The 16,851-nt window shown below is 62.5% G+C and carries 14 protein-coding genes and 4 tRNA genes; 16 read left to right on the forward strand and 2 right to left on the reverse strand.

Going from position 1 to position 16,851, the window contains the following annotated elements:
• Positions 1-10: 10 nt before the first annotated feature.
• The 6 genes from lplB to AC5RK6_RS01700 all read left to right on the forward strand — a co-directional run bounded on the left by lplB (position 11) and on the right by AC5RK6_RS01700 (position 3,210).
• The gene (lplB, locus tag AC5RK6_RS01675; protein ID WP_284883678.1) at positions 11-1,060 is read left to right on the forward strand and encodes a lipoate-protein ligase small subunit; all 1,050 of its coding nucleotides are present in this window, start codon (positions 11-13) and stop codon (positions 1,058-1,060) included.
• Positions 1,061-1,310: 250 nt separating this feature from the next.
• A tRNA-Tyr gene (locus AC5RK6_RS01680) sits at positions 1,311-1,392 on the forward strand.
• A 97-nt stretch (positions 1,393-1,489) separates the two neighbouring features.
• A tRNA-Thr gene (locus tag AC5RK6_RS01685) sits at positions 1,490-1,562 on the forward strand.
• Between the two features lie 27 nt (positions 1,563-1,589).
• Positions 1,590-1,663, forward strand: a tRNA-Met gene (locus AC5RK6_RS01690).
• A 39-nt stretch (positions 1,664-1,702) separates the two neighbouring features.
• A complete protein-coding gene (rpmG, locus tag AC5RK6_RS01695) occupies positions 1,703-1,873 on the forward strand; it encodes a 50S ribosomal protein L33 (protein ID WP_016443127.1) in 171 nt (56 codons plus the stop codon).
• Between the two features lie 170 nt (positions 1,874-2,043).
• Complete coding sequence (locus AC5RK6_RS01700) at positions 2,044-3,210, forward strand: UDP-N-acetylmuramate dehydrogenase (protein ID WP_435730663.1); 1,167 nt, start codon at positions 2,044-2,046, stop codon at positions 3,208-3,210.
• Here AC5RK6_RS01700 and AC5RK6_RS01705 read toward each other — a convergent pair.
• A complete protein-coding gene (locus AC5RK6_RS01705; protein ID WP_284883271.1) occupies positions 3,207-4,226 on the reverse strand; it encodes an adenosine deaminase in 1,020 nt (339 codons plus the stop codon). The genes AC5RK6_RS01700 and AC5RK6_RS01705 overlap by 4 nt on opposite strands.
• Before the next feature lie 172 nt (positions 4,227-4,398).
• Here AC5RK6_RS01705 and AC5RK6_RS01710 point away from each other — a divergent pair, with 172 nt between their 5' ends.
• A complete protein-coding gene (locus AC5RK6_RS01710; RefSeq protein WP_320755970.1) occupies positions 4,399-5,703 on the forward strand; it encodes a phosphotransferase in 1,305 nt (434 codons plus the stop codon).
• Between the two features lie 196 nt (positions 5,704-5,899).
• Entirely contained in the window at positions 5,900-9,700 is a 3,801-nt protein-coding gene (gene phoA / locus AC5RK6_RS01715; RefSeq protein WP_320757508.1) for an alkaline phosphatase, read from the forward strand.
• A gap of 136 nt (positions 9,701-9,836) precedes the next feature.
• Here phoA and AC5RK6_RS01720 read toward each other — a convergent pair whose 3' ends face one another.
• Entirely contained in the window at positions 9,837-11,051 is a 1,215-nt protein-coding gene (locus AC5RK6_RS01720; RefSeq protein ID WP_435730664.1) for a pyridoxal phosphate-dependent aminotransferase, read from the reverse strand.
• Positions 11,052-11,246: 195 nt separating this feature from the next.
• Here AC5RK6_RS01720 and AC5RK6_RS01725 point away from each other — a divergent pair.
• The 8 genes from AC5RK6_RS01725 (at position 11,247) to rplL (ending at position 16,807) form a co-directional block, all read left to right on the forward strand.
• Positions 11,247-11,319: transfer RNA gene (locus AC5RK6_RS01725), tRNA-Trp, on the forward strand.
• Positions 11,320-11,374: 55 nt separating this feature from the next.
• Positions 11,375-11,614: a preprotein translocase subunit SecE gene (gene secE / locus AC5RK6_RS01730; protein ID WP_016443121.1), complete on the forward strand. Its 240-nt coding sequence runs from the start codon at positions 11,375-11,377 to the stop codon at positions 11,612-11,614.
• Positions 11,615-11,656: 42 nt separating this feature from the next.
• Complete coding sequence (gene nusG / locus AC5RK6_RS01735) at positions 11,657-12,451, forward strand: transcription termination/antitermination protein NusG (RefSeq protein WP_320757510.1); 795 nt, start codon at positions 11,657-11,659, stop codon at positions 12,449-12,451.
• Positions 12,452-12,672: 221 nt separating this feature from the next.
• The gene (rplK, locus tag AC5RK6_RS01740; RefSeq protein WP_016443119.1) at positions 12,673-13,107 is read left to right on the forward strand and encodes a 50S ribosomal protein L11; all 435 of its coding nucleotides are present in this window, start codon (positions 12,673-12,675) and stop codon (positions 13,105-13,107) included.
• Between the two features lie 179 nt (positions 13,108-13,286).
• The gene (gene rplA / locus AC5RK6_RS01745) at positions 13,287-13,988 is read left to right on the forward strand and encodes a 50S ribosomal protein L1 (RefSeq protein ID WP_320757511.1); all 702 of its coding nucleotides are present in this window, start codon (positions 13,287-13,289) and stop codon (positions 13,986-13,988) included.
• Between the two features lie 109 nt (positions 13,989-14,097).
• Positions 14,098-15,429 (forward strand): glycosyltransferase family protein, encoded by a 1,332-nt coding sequence (locus AC5RK6_RS01750; RefSeq protein WP_320757512.1) that lies wholly within the window; start codon positions 14,098-14,100, stop codon positions 15,427-15,429.
• A 290-nt stretch (positions 15,430-15,719) separates the two neighbouring features.
• The gene (gene rplJ / locus AC5RK6_RS01755) at positions 15,720-16,241 is read left to right on the forward strand and encodes a 50S ribosomal protein L10 (protein WP_016443116.1); all 522 of its coding nucleotides are present in this window, start codon (positions 15,720-15,722) and stop codon (positions 16,239-16,241) included.
• Positions 16,242-16,417: 176 nt separating this feature from the next.
• A complete protein-coding gene (gene rplL / locus AC5RK6_RS01760) occupies positions 16,418-16,807 on the forward strand; it encodes a 50S ribosomal protein L7/L12 (RefSeq protein WP_016443115.1) in 390 nt (129 codons plus the stop codon).
• The last annotated feature ends 44 nt before the right edge of the window (positions 16,808-16,851 follow it).

Below are 16,851 nucleotides of genomic sequence, written 5' to 3' on the forward strand. Positions count from 1 at the left end.
AAGAACGCTCATGCACGGCGAATACAAGGAACTCGGCCAGAAAATGGCGATTGTTGACCTCGATGTGGTCGATAACAAACTCGCGAATGTTCGCCTCTCCGGCGATTTCTTCATCGAACCGGATAGCGCGTTGTGGCGCATCACCGAAGCGATTGAAGGGCTGGAGGCCGATGCCTCCGCGGAGGATATTGCCCAGGCGGTCGAGGCGGCGGTGCTCCCCACCGATAATCTCTTCGGGCTGAGCCCGCGCGGGGTTGCGGTGGCGGTACGCCGCGCCGTAGGCCACGCCCTGGCCTGGGAAGATATCGATTTCGAGATTCTCCACACCCCGGTTATCCACCCCGTTCTCAATATGACCATGGATGAAACCCTCCCCGAAGCGGTGGCCCGCGGGGAACACAAGCCCTTCTTGCGCATCTGGGAATGGGACCGCCCCCTCGTGGTTATGGGTTCCTACCAGTCCTATTCCAATGAGATCAACCAGGACGGGGTGGATCGCCACGGCATCACGGTCGGGCGGCGCATTACCGGCGGGGGCACCATGTTCATGGAGCCGGGTAATTGCATCACGTATTCGCTGGTCGTGCCCACCGCGCTCGTGGATGGGATGTCCTTCCTGGAGTCCTATCCTTTCCTCGATGCCTGGGTCATCGAGGCCCTCGCGCGGGTGGGGGTGAAAGCCCACTACGTGCCTCTCAACGACATCGCTTCCGACCGTGGCAAAATCGGCGGAGCGGCCCAGAAACACTTCGCTACCGGCTATATGGTGCACCATGTCACCCTCGCGTATGACATCGACGCGGACAAGATGATGGACGTGCTCAATATGGGCAGTGCGGGCAAGAAGAATCGCGGGCACCGCTCCGCGAACAAACGCGTGGATCCCATGAAGAGCCAGACCGGGATGGCGCGCGACGCCATTATCGAGGTATTCAAGGACGTTTTCACCCAGAAGTACGGAGCGAGCCAGGGTGAGATCACCGCGGAAGACCTGCGCGTGGCCCAGGAACGTTACGAGGCGAAATTCTCAACGCCCGAATGGATTCACCGCCTGCCCTAAAGCCCGGTTGCGGCGCGTGTGCCTGCACGCGAGTGCGAGTGCGTGGTGCGCTAGTGCACGTCCGGTACGACGGCGCAGCTAGCGGTCCACGAGCCTGCCGGGCAGTCGAAGGAGTGGTGGTGGCCACGTTCCCGTCTCAAAAGTTGACAGTAACTTTCCTCCCTGGGTAATCTCATCTGGTGCCTTACGGAAGGGCGGTGACTCAGCCTTTCTTCCGCGGGGTGAAAAATACTTCTTCGGAAGTCATATTGGCGGGTTTCCCGAGCGGCCAAAGGGACCTGACTGTAAATCAGATGCGTTACGCTTCGTAGGTTCGAATCCTACACCCGCCACGAAATGTCGAAATGGTTGATCCGTTTCACATTTCTCTTACGCTTGGTTTTTCAGCGTGAATCGAGTAAGCTTGGTACTCGTTGCGAAATCGGCATCGCCCCGATAGCTCAGTCGGCAGAGCGTCTCCATGGTAAGGAGAAGGTCAAGAGTTCGATTCTCTTTCGGGGCTCCGTTGCCGCCTCATGCGGTGACATGAGGCGGGGTAGCTCAGATGGTCAGAGCGCACGACTCATAATCGTGAGGTCGCGGGTTCAATCCCCGCCCCCGCTACTGACTACCAGTAGGGCACAACCTTGAGGAGAAAAAGGAATGGCTAGCAAGTCTGCTGACGTGCGTCCCAAGATCACCCTCGCCTGCGAGGTGTGCAAGGAACGCAATTACATCACGAAGAAGAACCGCCGCAACGATCCGGATCGTCTGCAGCTGAAGAAGTACTGCTCGCGGTGCAACGCCTCCACGAACCATCGCGAAACCCGCTAAAGCGCGGTAGCGTGGTGGTATCTCACCGGGTTTAGCCCGGATGGGGTGCATAGCTCAAGGGAAGCCTGACTGGCTTCCCTTTTTGCTTTTCTGGCGGCCCCGGTCGCGCCGTCGTTCCATCAACGCGCGCACCGCATGCGCCGTCGTCGCTAAAGCCGTAGGCTAGAACAATGAGCTGTACTCTTCCCGAACCTCCCGAACCGCATCACGTGAGCGCGCCGGTCCTCTCCACCCGGGCTCGCAGCGGTGCAAGCACCCTCGCCGAACTCACCACCATCGGCGTGGGTGGTACTTTCACCGAACTCGTGGAAGCCACCACCGAAACCGAAGTGGTGGATACCGTGCGCCGCGCGGACGCGGCCGGCACCCCGCTCCTCATGATTGGGGGCGGCTCAAATATCCTCCCCGCCGACAGTCATTTTGACGGGATCGTGCTGCGTGATATGCGCTCCGGAATCGTGCTGGACTCGCTGGGCAGTTGCGAAGGCGCGAATTTCTCCGTGCTACCGGGAACCCCGTGGGATGACCTTGTAGTCCACGCGATTTCCCAGGACTGGGGCGGTTTTGAGGCGCTTTCTGGCATTCCTGGGAGTGTGGGGGCGGCACCGGTGCAAAATATTGGGGCCTACGGGCAAGAAGTTGCCGCGACCCTCGCGCGTCTCAAGGTCTATGACCGGCGTGAAGAACGTATCCGCCCCCTGTTTCTCGCGGATATGCGCCTGGGGTATCGCACCTCGATCCTCAAGGAAACCATTGGGGAATACGGGCCGAGCCCTCGTTATATCGTCCTTGAGGTGACTTTCCAAACCAAGCTGTCCAATGTGTCCGATCCCATCGGCTACGCGCAGCTGGCCCGCCACCTCGGGGTGGAGCTCGGGGCGCGGGTGCCCTCAGAAACGGTGCGGGAGGCGGTGCTGGAGCTGCGGGGTAGCAAAGGCATGGTCCTCAATAATGCCGACCGCGATACGTATTCGTGCGGTTCTTTCTTCACCAACCCGGTACTCACCACCGCGCAAGCGCAGCGGTTGCCGGAGGACGCCCCGCGTTACGAGGTACACGACGCCGCGCACGCAACCCTGAGCGGAGGCGCTCCGGTGGTTGATGGGCTGGTCAAAACCTCAGCCGCGTGGTTGATTGAGCATGCCGGGTTCACCCGCGGTTACGGGCACGGTCCGGCTCGGCTCTCCTCCAAGCACACCCTGGCGCTCACCAATGGCGGGGGAGCTACCGGGGCTCAGCTACGCGCCCTCGCCCGGGAAATTCAGGCGGGGGTGAAAGAAGCTTTCGGGGTGGTTCTCCATCCCGAACCGGTCGTGCTCGGCGGCTTGGACGCTTAGTTGTCTGCCTCCAGCCACGCATCAACTTCCGCGAGCCAGGCGCGCTTCGAGGAAGCGGAAGCGAAGGAGGCCCGGATGGAGCGGCGGGCCAATTCTGCCAGTTCAGAATCGGAAAAACCCTGGCGGCGCGCGATATCGTACTGGTCGTTGAGGCGGGCCAGGAAGAGTAGCGGGTCATCGGCACCCAGAGCGATGAGCGCCCCAGCATCAAATAGCGTGCGCAGGGGAACGTCCTCATTTTCACGGAACACCCCGAGCGACACATTCGAGGCGGGGCAGACCTCCAGCGCGATCCCGCGCTCCACAATCTCAGCAACGAGGTCGCGATCCTCGGCGGCTCGCACCCCGTGGCCGAGTCTGTCTGGATTCAGGTGCGTGATGACTTCGCGCAGATGCTCAGGGCCGAGTAATTCCCCGCCGTGGGGGACGGAACGCAGGCCGGCCCTCCTGGCGATGCGGAAAGCTGCCTCAAATTCCGCGGTGCGCCCGCGCCGCTCATCATTGGAGAGCCCGAAACCTACCACGTCACCGGGAGCGTCCCCGGCGTAGCGGGCGGCGAGGCGCGCTAGGGTGCGGGCATCAAGGGGATGACGGGTGCGTGATGCCGCCACGATGACCCCCACCTCAACACCGGTCTCCCGGGTGGCTGCTTTCGCTTCGTCTAAAACAATCTCGAGGGCCGGGGTAATACCACCAACGTAAGGGGCGTAGGAGGTCGGGTCGATTTGGATTTCCAGGCGGCGGGAGCCTTCGGCACGGTCGGCTCGGGCCGCTTCGCGTACGATACGCCGCATTGCTTCTTCGGATCGCACGACGGCGCGCGCAGCATCGTAGGCGCGTTGGAAACGGAACCACCCACGCTGGTCCGCGGGCACCTGCATCGCCACGTTATCGGTGAGGTTTTCGGGCAGGCGCACGCCGGCACAGCGGGCCATATCCACGAGGCTGGGGACGCTCAGCGAGCCGGTGAAGTGCACATGCACGTGGGCTTTGGGGAGGGCAGCAAGGTTACGCACCCCTCCATCTTCCCACGCCGGCGGCACGCGTGAGGTGCGGGCACCCGCAGCGTGGCGCGCGCCGGCCGTGCCGAGTCGTGCCTGGTCGTGATCGGTGGCGCCGGGCGGGTAGCGTGCCGGCGGGCCGCGCGCCCGCATTGTGCCACCGGGGTGGATGCGGCACTATTGTTCTATGGCTGCATCTTCGGAAAGCGCTGATTTAGCGCTGCTGACCGGCCCGGACGCCGGGTCGATGCTCGCCACCGCACTTCCAGCTTGGCAGCTCCAATCCTGGGCGGTCCACCGCGTCAATCACCGCCCCGGGGCCGGCGTGACGGTGAGCTACACCGTGACCGCGCGCGCCCGCGGAGAAGGTGGGCGCCCCACCGGCAGTCCGCGAGAAAAATATGTTTGTGCCTCCACCGCGCAGCTCTCCCAAGCCTTCACCCCTACCCTCGTTCGTCTGACCCACCGGGATACCGCCGTCTGGGTGTGGGAATACCCCCATGACCCGGAGCTTCCCGCCTTGCCGCTGGCCGTCACCCCGAGCCGGATATCTGGATTTTTGGGAGAAAAAGTTACGGTCGAACTCAAGAGCTACCGGCCCACCAGGCGCGCCGTCGTCAAAGTTACTACCCGGGGTGGCGGAACTGCTTTCGCAAAAGTGCTGCGCCCACCCGCAGCGCAATCCTTGGCTAAACGCCATCGTATGCTAGGGGAATCCGGGGTTCTTGCCCCGCGGGTGGTGCGCGAAGACCCGAGTGGCCTCGTTCTTATTTCCACCCTCCCGGGCGAGCCACTGGCCAATTGGTTGGCGCGCGGGCTGGGGGAGCACAGTGTCGCGCTTTTCAATACCCTCTGGAATCTCCAAGAAAGCCTGCCAGCCGCGGCCGTCCACCTTACCCACCGGCCGGCCTGGGCGGATCGGGTGGGCCACTACGCGCACGCCGCCGCGGTCGCGCTCCCCGGTATCGCAGCTCGAGCCCACGCGGTGGCCAGCGGAGTGACGCAGATGATGGCCAGCCTTGATCCCGGACCCATCGTGCCCGTGCACGGAGACTTCTACGAAGCCAATATTTTCGTGCAGCGTGGTCCATCCGCGCCCGCAGCCGCGCACACCTTTACCTCCACCTCTACCCCCACGGGGTGGATCGCCGGGGTTATTGACGTGGATTCGCTCGGCCCGGGTTACCGCGCCGATGACTGGGCCTGCCTGCTCGGGCATATGAGCGTGCTGCCCCACCTGGCCCCGGCCGCCTACCCGCACCTGCGTTCCATTCTGGGGCAGTGGTGCGCGCTACTTGAACAGCGTTTACCTGCCGCACCCGTATACGCGCGCGCTGCCGGAGTGACCCTCTCCCTCGTTGCCGGGGCCGTGCGCACCGACGGCACCCGCTGGGAACACGATGCCCTCGGGCGGCTACGCGAGGCCGAACACTGGCTCTCCCGGGCTCGCTACCTGGCCGGATACGGAGGAAATGCGTACTCGCGCGGTTAGCATGCGCACCTGATTTCCCCGAAGGTCGGCGGGCGTCGTCGTCGTTAAAACACCGAATTTTCCGGACCGTTGTTATGCCGCACCCACCACGTACAACCGCATCGTTCACCCGCCCGTTACATTCTGCTTGCCTTCCGGTAAAAGAATTAAGTGAATCTAAGAGGGCCCACGTTCTGTTAGAAGGGATAAAAGGACAATGGGATCCTCACATTTCACTGCCCGGCGCGCGGTGGCAGCAGCAGCTGTGGCCGCCGTCGGCTTCTCAGCGCTCGCGGGAGGTGCCGCTTCGGCGGAAAATACCACCTACCGCACCGCAAACGGCCCGGAAAACTGCGTTATTTTTGATGCGCAAGGAAACGTTATTCCGCCCAAACCCGGTGATTGCGCGCAATTCGGTAAGGCGGGCCAGGGGCGTTCCAATGCCAAGGCCCGTAACGTCATCCTCATTATTGGTGACGGTATGGGCCAGTCGGAAATCACCGCGGCCCGCAATTACCTCAAAGGCGCCTCGGGGCGTTTCGAAGGTATTGACGAACTCACCTCCGAAGGTATGTACACACACCATTCAGTCAATAAGAATGGTTCCTTCAATTACGTGACCGATTCGGCCGCCTCGGGTACCGCCTGGGCCACCGGTACGAAGACGTACAACGGAGCTATCGGCGTGGATCTGGCCGGCAAGCCGGTGCAGAACCTTATCGAGCAGGCCAAGAATGCCGGGCTGCGTACCGGCAACGTGACCACCTCCGATATTCAGGATGCCACCCCGGCCGTGATGGGTTCGCATTCCACCAGCCGCAGCTACTATGCTCCCTCCGGGAAGTCGAAGCCGGCCAAGGGCGCGGACCTGCGTGAAAACGGCGGGCTCGGCTCCATTTCGGAGCAGATTGTGGACACCCGCGCGGATGTGACTCTGGGCGGCGGCGCGAAGTACTTCGACGCCATGGTGACCACGGCCTCCGGGAACACCAACCCCTTCCTCGAGGGCGCGGCCAAGTACAACACCCGGTGGGAAGCCGATAAGTCGGTGCTGGAGAACGCCCGCGCGAATGCTTTCCAGGTGGTAACCACCGCTGATGAACTCGCGGGAATCACCAAGGCCAATCAAGATTCCCCGGTTCTCGGGTTGTTTGCGCCTTCAAATATGACCACCGCCTACAAATCCTCCCGGGCAAAGGTGGGCGGGGGGAAGGCCGATCCGCTCACCTGCGAAAAGCAGGATATTGGCACCCAGCCCGAGCTCGTGGATATGACCCGCAAGGCCATTGAGCTTCTCGATGATCCGAGCGCGGAGAAGGGCTTCTTCCTTCAGATCGAATCGGCTTCCATTGACAAGCGCGATCACGCCTCGGACGCCTGCGGACAGATTGGGGAAACTGATCGCCTCGACCAGGCCACCAAGGTTGCCCTGGACTTCGCGAAGAAGGACGGGCAGACCCTCGTTGTCGTGACGGCGGACCACTCGCATACCGCGCAGATTGTGTCCGACGGCGACGACCACGTGGGCCCCGTGACTCGCCTGGCCACCGCTGATGGATCCCCGATGTCCATCCTTTACGGCACCACCAAGGTCGCTGAGGACGGCACCAATGCCGGTTCCCAGCAGCACACCGGAGCGCAGCTGCGCGTGGCCGCCTACGGCCCCGGTGAAGAAAATGTGCTGGGTCAAACCGATCAGACCGATCTTTTCTACACCATCGGTAATGCACTGTCCCTCAACGCCGAAGCCTCCACCGCCGCCAGCGATGCCAAGCTGGCGAAACCGGTAGCCGGAGGGTCCACGATGGCCATCGCCGTGGACGAAAACGGCAAGGTGACCGTGCCGGCCCCCGGTGACTTCGCCCAGTACGGCAAGGACGGCGAGCAGCGTTCGGATGCTAAGGCCAAGAACGTGGTGCTCTTCATCGGTGACGGGATGGGTGATTCGGAAATCACTTCCGCCCGCAACTATCTCTACGGTGCGAACGGGCGCCTGCCCGGCATCGATAATCTCGAGTACACCGGTTCTTATACCCACTTCTCCATTGACCGCGACGGCGCTATTAACTACGTAACGGATTCAGCTGCTTCGGGTACCGCCTGGGCCACCGGCACGAAGACCTACAACGGTGCTATCGGTGTGGACCTGGCTCAAAAACCCCAGGAGAACCTCCTGGAGAAGGCGAAGCGGGCCGGGCTGAAGACCGGTAATATCACCACCTCCGAGGTGCAGGATGCCACCCCGGCGGTGATGGGTGCCCACGTGACCAGCCGCTCGCATTACGCACCCTCCGGGAACGCGAAGCCGGCCAAGGGCTCCGATCTGCGTGAAAACGGCGGCATGGGTTCCATTTCGGAACAGCTCGTGGACACCCGCGCGGACGTGACGATGGGCGGTGGCGCGAAGTACTTCGACGCCGAAGTTCAGGTGTCCGGTACCTGGGGTGAGACGACGCGGTGGACGGCCGGTAAGTCCGTGCTGGAAAACGCGCGTGATAACGATTTCCAGATTGTGACGACGGCGGAGCAGATGGCTGCCCTGACCGAAGCCAATCAGGATAAACCGGTTCTCGGTCTCTTCACCCCGGGCAATATGCCGCGCATGTTCAACGAGTCGGTGCCCACTCCGGGCAAGCCTACAACCTACGAAACGTGCACGATTAACGAAGCCCGGACCGCGGATGTTCCCACCCTGGCGGCCATGACCCAGAAGTCCATGGATCTGCTCAAGAACGACGCCGGGTTCTTCCTCCAGGTGGAAGCCGCCTCGATTGATAAGGCTGATCACGGGGCGGATGCCTGCGGTCAGATTGGCGAGCTGGATGATTTGGATCAGGCCGTTGCGGTGGCGCAGCGCTGGGCCAAGGAGAATGGTGAGCCCACCCTTATCCTCGTGACTGCCGATCACGCCCACACCTCGCAGATCGTGGGCGTGGGAAGCACCACCTCGGGTGTCAACACCATCCTCAAGACGGTGGATGGCGACTATATGCAGATGTCCTATAACACCGCGGCATCCAATGAGGTGGCGCGCGGTGGCCAGGGCCATACCGGTGCGCAGCTTCGTATCGCGGCTTCGGGCCCCGGTGCAGAAAACGTGATCGGGCGTACCGACCAGACCGACCTCCACTACACCGTAGCGAATGCACTCGGTCTGGATAAAGAATCGCAGCCGGTTGTCAACCAGTTCGTCAAGGAAGGTGCCAAGCCGGATCCGAGCGTTGAGCCGAGCGTGGATCCGAGTGCCGATCCGAGTGTGAATCCGACTCCGGAACCGGGTAAGGACCCGAGCGGTGATCCCACCGCGGATCCCAGCACGCCGGCCACGCCTTCCGATAACGGCAACACCTTCTACGTCTCCAATAACTGGACCGCGACCGTGGCTCAGGCGGTCTTCAGCTTCGGGCGCGCCGGAGATGATGTCCTGGTAGGCGATTGGAACGGGGACGGCAAGGATAGCTTCGCGGTGCGCCGCGGGAACACCTTCTACGTCTCCGATACTCTCCGGGGCGGCAAGGCACCTATCGAATTCTCCTACGGTAAGGCCGGTGACACCGTGCTCGTGGGTGACTGGGATGGCGATGGCAAGGACACCTTCGCGGTCCAGCGCGGGAATACCTTCTACGTAGCGAACTCACTCAAGAGCGGGGACGCAGACGAGGTCATGAGCTACGGCCGCTACGGGGACACCCCCCTGGTCGGTGACTGGGATGGCGACGGCAAGGACACCTTCGCGGTGCGTCGCGGCAATGTCATCTTCGTCAAGAACGCTATTGTCTCGGGGAACGCCGATACCGAGTTCTCCTACGGCAAGGCTAAGGACGAGATATTTACCGGAGATTTCGACGGTAATGGCGCGGATACCTTCGCGGTGCGTCGCGGCAATGCGCTGCTCGTGAAGAACTCCCTCACTGCGGGCCCGGCCGATCTCACGCTCCATTACGGGCGTGTGGCTGACGAGCTCTTCGTTGGTGACTGGGACGGTAACGGCACCGATACCCCGGCGGTACGGCGCTAAATACCAGCGTTCAGCTGCCTGAATAACGGGTAAAACACGGTGGGCCGCGGCGGAAACGTCGCGGCCCACCTGTGTTAGGAAACTGCCGGATTAGCTATGCGGAGCCCAGCCAGCTGGCTAAGCAGTTATCCGGTTGCTAAGCGAAGTAATCGTGCAGGCGCGCCATGCCTTCGGCCAGTTCGGCATCGGAGAGCGCATAGGAGAAGCGCAGGAAGCCGCCCACCCCGAAAGCTTCCCCGGGCACCGCGGCCACATTAATATCGCTCAGGAGCTGATCGGCCAATTCCAGGGAGCTCGTGGCGCGGCGGGGGCCCGTCCCGCCCAGCAGGCCTGCGACGTCGGCAAAAACATAGAAAGCGCCATCCGGGGGCGCAACCTTCACCCCGTCGATACCGGCCAGTTCGCTCACGATACGCGTGCGGCGCCGCGCGAACCCCTCACGCATGTCCTCGATGCGGTCGCGCGGACCGGTGAGCGCGGCGATGGTGGCGCGCTGCGCCACGTTATTGACGTTCCCGGTCAGATGCGAATGTACCCGCTTGACCGCGGCCATGACGTCCGCGGGGCCGTAGAGCCAACCAACCCGCCATCCCGTCATGGCGAAGGACTTCGAAACCCCGCCGATAACGAGGGTTTGCGCGGCTAGTTCAGGGACTTCGGCCAGCGGGTAGGCGGTGCGCACGCCGTCGTAGGTAAGGTGCTCGTAAATTTCGTCAACCACCAGCCAAATACCGTGCTCGAGGGCCCAGGCACCGATGGCACGCACCTCCGCGGCGCTGTAGACCGCTCCGGTGGGGTTAGTGGGCGAGCACAGCAGCAATGCCTTCGTCTTATCGGTGCGGGCAGCCTCGAGCTGCTCCACGCTCACCTTGAAGCCCTGGGTCGGGGGTGCGTATACCTCGGTGACGGTACCACCGAAAAGTTTAATAACTTCCGGGTAGGTGACCCAGTAGGGGGAGGGGAGGAGCACGTTATCGCCCGGGTCGATAAGTGCCGCCCAAGCTTCAAAGTTCGCCTGTTTCGCTCCATTCGTAACGACGACGCAGCTCGGGGAAATTCGTACCCCGGCATCGAAAGCGACTTTGGCGCAAATCGCCTCGCGCAGCTCCGGCAGGCCATTGGGATCGGAGTATTTGTGATTGCGGATATCGCCGGTGGCGGCGGCCGCGGCGGCCACGATGTGATCCGGGGTGGGGAAATCCGGTTCCCCAGCCCCGAAAGAAATAATGGGGTGACCGGCGGCCCGCAGCTCCCGCTGGCGGGCGTCCACCGCGAGGGTGGCGGAGGGTGCAAGGGCTTGCAGGCGCGCGGAAACGCGGCGCGGGGTCTTCGACGTCGGTGTAGTACTCACCCTCCCATTAAACACTGTCCCGGGTACGGTTGTGACCTTTCTCCAAGGATAGGGGTGGAAGTGGACGGCTCGGGTGTTATCGACTATGCTATTCCGGGTATGACGGCCTTGTGGTCGTGATACTCCAACGTCCACCTGGCGGCCGGTGCTCGCGGAGCACTCCGGTTTCAGGCATAATGGTGGAGTTGCCAACCTAGGGTAGTGGCGCAATTGGTAGCGCATCGGTCTCCAAAACCGGCGGTTGGGGGTTCGAGTCCCTCCTACCCTGCTCCTGCCCCGCCAATACTGACGGGGCATTGTTACGACGAGGAAAAGGACGCACTGTGAAGGAAGTTGCAGCATCCAAGTCCTCCAAGGGCGCTGCGGAGAAGAAGGGCTTTTTTGCTCGGCTCGCGCAGTTCTTCCACGAAATCTTCGGTGAATTGAAGCGCGTCCAGCGCCCCTCCCGGGAGGAACTGGGGCAGCTGTTCACCACGGTGGTGCTCTTCATTCTCGCCGTGATGGTCTTTATCGGAATTTTCGATCTTATTTTCGGTCGCGCCACCGTCTGGATCTTCGGGTAGGTCCAGAACCAGGGCCGGCCCCAAGAACAGTGAGGGAACAGCGTGTCTGAGAACGTTACCGAACACGGCGATCTTTTTATGGAACCGGGTGCCACCGCGCCTGCTGCGGAGGCTGCTCCTAGCGCGGATTCCCTCACCGATACCACCACCCAGGAAAGCGTAGCCGCGGAAGAAACCACGGAGACTGCTCCGGCTTCCTCTAAGAAGGACAAGAAGAAAGACGGCATCGTCACCGAAGAAGAAGTGCGGGCTAAGCTCAAGGGTCTAGAAGGCCGCTGGTACGTTCTTCACACCTATTCCGGTTACGAAAAGCGCGTCAAGCAGGACTTGGAAGTCCGTCTTGTCTCCATGAACATGGAGGACTACATCTTCCAGATCGAAGTCCCCATGGAAGAAGTCTTCGAAGTACGCCGCGGGCAGCGCAAGCTGGTATCGCGGGTACGCATGCCCGGTTACGTGCTTATCCGCATGAACCTCACCGATGATTCCTGGCGTGTGGTGCAGTCCACCAATGGCGTTACCGGTTTCGTGGGCAATGGGCGCACTCCGGTGGCCCTCACTTTCGATGAGGTTGTGACCATGCTGACCCCGGTGGTGGAAGCCGCCGCGGCGGACGAAGCGCGCGCCGCCGGTCTGCCCACGGGCGCCACGCCGGAAACCATCGCCCCCTTCGAAGTGGGCGATCCGGTTACCCTCACCGCCGAACCGTGGGCCGGGATGCCGGCCACCGTCTCGGAAATTGACGCGGAAAATCAGCGTCTCACCGTTATGATGACGCTCGTCGGTCAGGAAACTCCGGTGGAGCTCTCTTTCGCCCAGGTGCGCAAGGAAGACTAAGTTCCGCTGAGCCGCTGCGCCGTCGTCGTACTTTCGTATACGCGAGCGCGCAGATATGCGCGCGCTTCGAAAAACACGCACATATCTCGCGTCATTTAACACAAGCTCCGCGGTGTGTCTCACACGGGCGGGGCTTTGTGCATCGCTCACTTTCCCGTAATATAGATAGGCGTGCCGTCGCTAGCCATTGCGACGGCTGTTCAATGAGAAAAGGACCAGATATGGCACCGAAGAAGAAGGTTGCAGGCTTCATTAAGCTACAGATTCCTGCCGGCCAGGCCACCCCGGCCCCGCCGGTTGGTCCGGCTCTCGGTCAGCACGGCGTGAACATTGTTGAGTTCACGAAGGCGTACAACGCCGCGACCGAATCCCAGCGCGGAAACATCGTGCCGGTGGAAATCACCGTTTACGAAGACCGCACATTTGATTTCGTCCTCAAGACCCCGCCGGCGGCGCAGCTCATCAAGAAGGCTGCCGGGGTGCAGAAGGGTTCGCCCACTCCGCACACCCAGAAGGTTGGGCACCTCACGGCCGACCAGCTTCGCGAAATTGCGAAGATCAAGGAGCCGGACCTCAATGCGAATGACATTGACAACGCCGCGCGCATCATTGCCGGCACCGCCCGCTCCATGGGCATCACCTCGGACGCCATCTAAATAGATAGCGGAGTTGTTGGCGGGACGGCGCCGTCGTTCCACCGCAAACCGAGACCACAACATAACCGGAGCTGAGAGCATCGAGCAACCGCGCTCTTGGCGTCGGCAGGTTCCCACGTGGAACCGTGGAAGGGCCACGCAGGCTCGTTGACCACACCTGCACTAAAGGAGAAGCAGAAATGGCAAAGCGCTCGAAGGCATACCGCGCCGCAGCAGAAAAGATTGCGGACGGCGTGCTCTACACTCCCGCGGAGGCAATGCGCCTCGCGAAGGAAACGTCGGTGACGAAGTTTGACGCAACCGTGGAAGTTGTGTTCCGTCTCGGCGTGGATCCGCGTAAGGCGGATCAGATGGTTCGCGGTACCGTGAGCCTGCCCAATGGCACCGGTAAGACCGCCCGGGTGATCGTCTTCGCCCAGGGCGAGCGGGCCCAGCAGGCGATCGAAGCCGGCGCGGACGAAGTTGGCAGCGACGAACTCATTGAACGCGTTGCCGGCGGCTGGACCGATTTCGATTCGGCAGTTGCCACCCCGGATATGATGGGCAAGGTCGGTCGCCTCGGTCGCGTGCTCGGCCCTCGCGGTCTCATGCCGAACCCCAAGACGGGCACCGTCACCATGGACGTGGCGAAGGCCGTCAACGATATTAAGGGCGGACGTATCGAATTCCGCGTGGACAAGAACTCCAACCTACCCTTCATTATCGGCAACACCTCCTTCACTGAGCAGCAGCTCTTGGAAAACTACGTTGCCGCGTACGAAGAAATCATGCGTCTCAAGCCGTCCTCCTCGAAGGGCCGCTACGTCCTCAAGGCCACCGTGTCCACCACGATGGGCCCGGGCATCCCGATTGATGCCACCAAGACTCGCGCCGAAGCCTAAAACAGAACTGCGGGCTCGGCGGTAACGTCGTATCGCGAAAGGCGGGGATCCTCAGGGGTTTCCGCCTTTCGCGTTTTTTCTTGTCGTAACCGTGCTTTAGGCTAGAACCGTGACTTCCCATCCGCGTGTACGTGACGCTTTGCTCGCCTGCCTCCTCATGCTGCTCTGCCTGGGGTGGGCGGCCTGGGCCTTCGCGCACAATCCCTCCATCAACCCGGTGGGGGAGTGGACCTACCTGGACTACTCTCTTAAAGCATCGAGTGGTACTATTCCCGCTCCCGGGGAGGTCATGGCACCGCAGGCCCGTCAGGCCTGGGCCTGCCACGCTCCGGCCGGCACCGCTATCACGCCGCCACCTTGCGAATCCTGGGATCGGGTGGCCCCGGAGGATTGGCCCTATCGCGCTGAAAACTACAATGCTTTCCACCCGCCCCTGTATTTTTTGGTCGACGGCGCCATCGCGCGCCTGGCCGGCCTGGCGGGATTGAGCTTCCTTACGGGCGCCCGCTTGGGTTCGGCGGTGCTGGTAGCCGCCGGAGTGGGGCTGTGCTACGCCGCGCTGCGTGCCTGGAGCTTGAGTCCGGCGGTATCCTTCGCGGCGGCGCTCTTCTTCCTGGCGGTGCCCTCGGTGGCGGCCAGCGCCACCATGGTGCATAACGATGCCGTGGGCCCGCTGGCCGGCGCGGCCGCGGTTTGGCTGAGCGCGCGCATCGTGGTGGGGAAGAAGACCGGCTGGGTGTTGCCCGCGTTCATAACCGCGGCTATCTGCCTCTCCCGGGTCATTTCCATCACCGGAATATTGGCGGTGCTGGCGCCGGTTACGCTGGCTATCTGCTGGCCGCGGGTGGCCGGTTTTGGGCGCGCGGAGCGGCGCCCCCTCGCGGTGCTGCTCGGTACCCAGGTTCTTACGGTGGCGGCATGCTACCTGGGCTGGGATGCTATCCAGGGCGCCCGCACTCCGGAAGGGTATGTGCCGGCTATCAACGCGATTTCTACCTCCCCGGTCAGCGAAGCCAGTACCGGGCGCCTCCTTCTCAGCCTGCTCAACCCTTACGGCCTGACCAATCCCGGGGCCAAGTACCATTTCTCCCCGGAGCTCATCTCCGCTCCCACCCAGATCTGGGGCACGGTGGCCTACGCCATTTTGCTGGCTGGGCCGCTGGTTGCCCTGGTGCTGGGCTTGCGTTCGGTACGCGGGCGGGTGCTCGGGCTTTCGGGCGCTACCGGGCCCCTCATCGTCGGAGCGGTGGTCCAGGCACGGGAAATTATCAACGGTGGCTTGTATTTCCGTTCCATTCCGCGCCGCTACGGGATCGCCAATGTGGCCGGGGCGCTGGCCGCCATCGCCCACCTGGCAGACCGGCCTATCTGGCGGAGCGTGCTCATGGGGGCCGGGGCGCTGGGGTACCTATGTTTGCTTGCCGGGCCGGTATGGGCCTAGCTGCGCCGTCGTACCTACTACGCGGTGGCCGGCGCGCCATGCATCCCCGGCCATTCGAACCCGTGAGGCAAGCCACGCGATCCGGTCTTGGCGTAGTCGCGTGAAAACGATAGACTAGCCGATGCCAAAGACCGCAGGTTCCAACGGGATCAAACTCGCACCGCGAGGCCAGCGCAGGTAAGAACAGAGCTGAATGTCGCCGTGCTCACGGCAGGTCATCCAAGCCCCGTGCCTTACCGCGCGGGGCTTTTTCGTTGCCGAGCCTGCGGGTAAGACCGGAAGGAGGCCCCATGGCACGGACCGATAAGTCTGCAGCGATTGCGGAACTCAAGGAGCTCTTCGAGAACTCCACCGCTGTGCTGTTTACTGAGTACCGTGGCCTGACGGTCGGCCAGATGAAAGATCTGCGCCGGTCGTTCCAGGGTGGAGCTGTCTACAAGGTCGCCAAGAACACTCTTCTTGATATCGCCGCGAAGCAGGCCGGAATCGAGGTAGCGGAGGGGACCTTCCAGGGTCCGACCGCCGTTGCTTTCGTCACCGGTGAAGCTCCGGAAGCCGCGAAGGCTCTCAAGACCTTCGCCAAGGAGAACGAAGCCCTGATTCTCAAGGGCGGCGTGATGGACGGCGCTCAGCTGTCCGCAGATGACGTCAAGCAGCTCGCGGAACTCGAATCCCGCGAAGTCCTGCTGGCCAAGTCCGCCGGTGTTCTCAAGGCGCTCATGTACCAGGCAGCGTACGTACTCAACGCGCCGGCCACCAAGGCCGTTCGCACCATCGACGCCTTGCGCGCCAAGCAGGAAGCGGCTGCGTAGCCACTTCCGCCTCGGGATATTACGGATATCAGATATCACGGATATTTCGGAGTTTTCGCGGCTCGGCATACGCGTCGCGGAGCGGCCCTCAGCCGCGTACCCAGTTAGATCTGCCAGGCAGGTAAATCTGCCGGCCAGATAGAGATCTGCTCGCTAGAGCGGAAAGGAAGGCCATCATGGCTAAGCTCTCGACCGAAGAGCTCATTGCAGCTTTCAAGGAGCTCACCCTCGTTGAGCTCAACGATTTCGTCAAGGCGTTCGAAGAGGAATTCGACGTTGAAGCCGCGGCTCCCGTCGCCGCCGTTGCCGCTCCGGCCGCTGCCGGTGGCGACGCCGGTGCTGCCGCCGAAGAGAAGTCCGACTTCGACGTTGTCCTCGAAGCCGCTGGCGACAAGAAGGTTGCGGTCATTAAGGAAGTCCGCGCCCTCACCTCCCTCGGCCTCAAGGAAGCCAAGGACCTCGTGGACTCGGCCCCCAAGGCTGTCCTCGAAGGCGTGGACAAGGACACCGCCGACAAGGCCAAGGAAGCCCTCGAGGGCGCCGGCGCCACCGTTACCCTCAAGTAACACGGCACGCCGAAAACTCGGCTAGTCGGCTGAACAATCAGCCA

It is taken from the genome of Actinotignum sp. usb-actsch-213, assembly GCF_059085665.1.

Excerpts from the sequence above, each read along its gene's own strand:
- lplB (WP_284883678.1), top strand. The coding sequence starts at position 11 with ATGCACGGCGAATACAAGGAACTCGGCCAGAAAATGGCGATTGTTGAC.
- AC5RK6_RS01700 (WP_435730663.1), top strand. The coding sequence starts at position 2,044 with ATGAGCTGTACTCTTCCCGAACCTCCCGAACCGCATCACGTGAGCGCG.
- rpmG (WP_016443127.1), top strand. The coding sequence starts at position 1,703 with ATGGCTAGCAAGTCTGCTGACGTGCGTCCCAAGATCACCCTCGCCTGC.
- rplA (WP_320757511.1), top strand. The coding sequence starts at position 13,287 with ATGGCAAAGCGCTCGAAGGCATACCGCGCCGCAGCAGAAAAGATTGCG.
- rplK (WP_016443119.1), top strand. The coding sequence starts at position 12,673 with ATGGCACCGAAGAAGAAGGTTGCAGGCTTCATTAAGCTACAGATTCCT.
- rplJ (WP_016443116.1), top strand. The coding sequence starts at position 15,720 with ATGGCACGGACCGATAAGTCTGCAGCGATTGCGGAACTCAAGGAGCTC.
- phoA (WP_320757508.1), top strand. The coding sequence starts at position 5,900 with ATGGGATCCTCACATTTCACTGCCCGGCGCGCGGTGGCAGCAGCAGCT.
- AC5RK6_RS01710 (WP_320755970.1), top strand. The coding sequence starts at position 4,399 with ATGGCTGCATCTTCGGAAAGCGCTGATTTAGCGCTGCTGACCGGCCCG.
- rplL (WP_016443115.1), top strand. The coding sequence starts at position 16,418 with ATGGCTAAGCTCTCGACCGAAGAGCTCATTGCAGCTTTCAAGGAGCTC.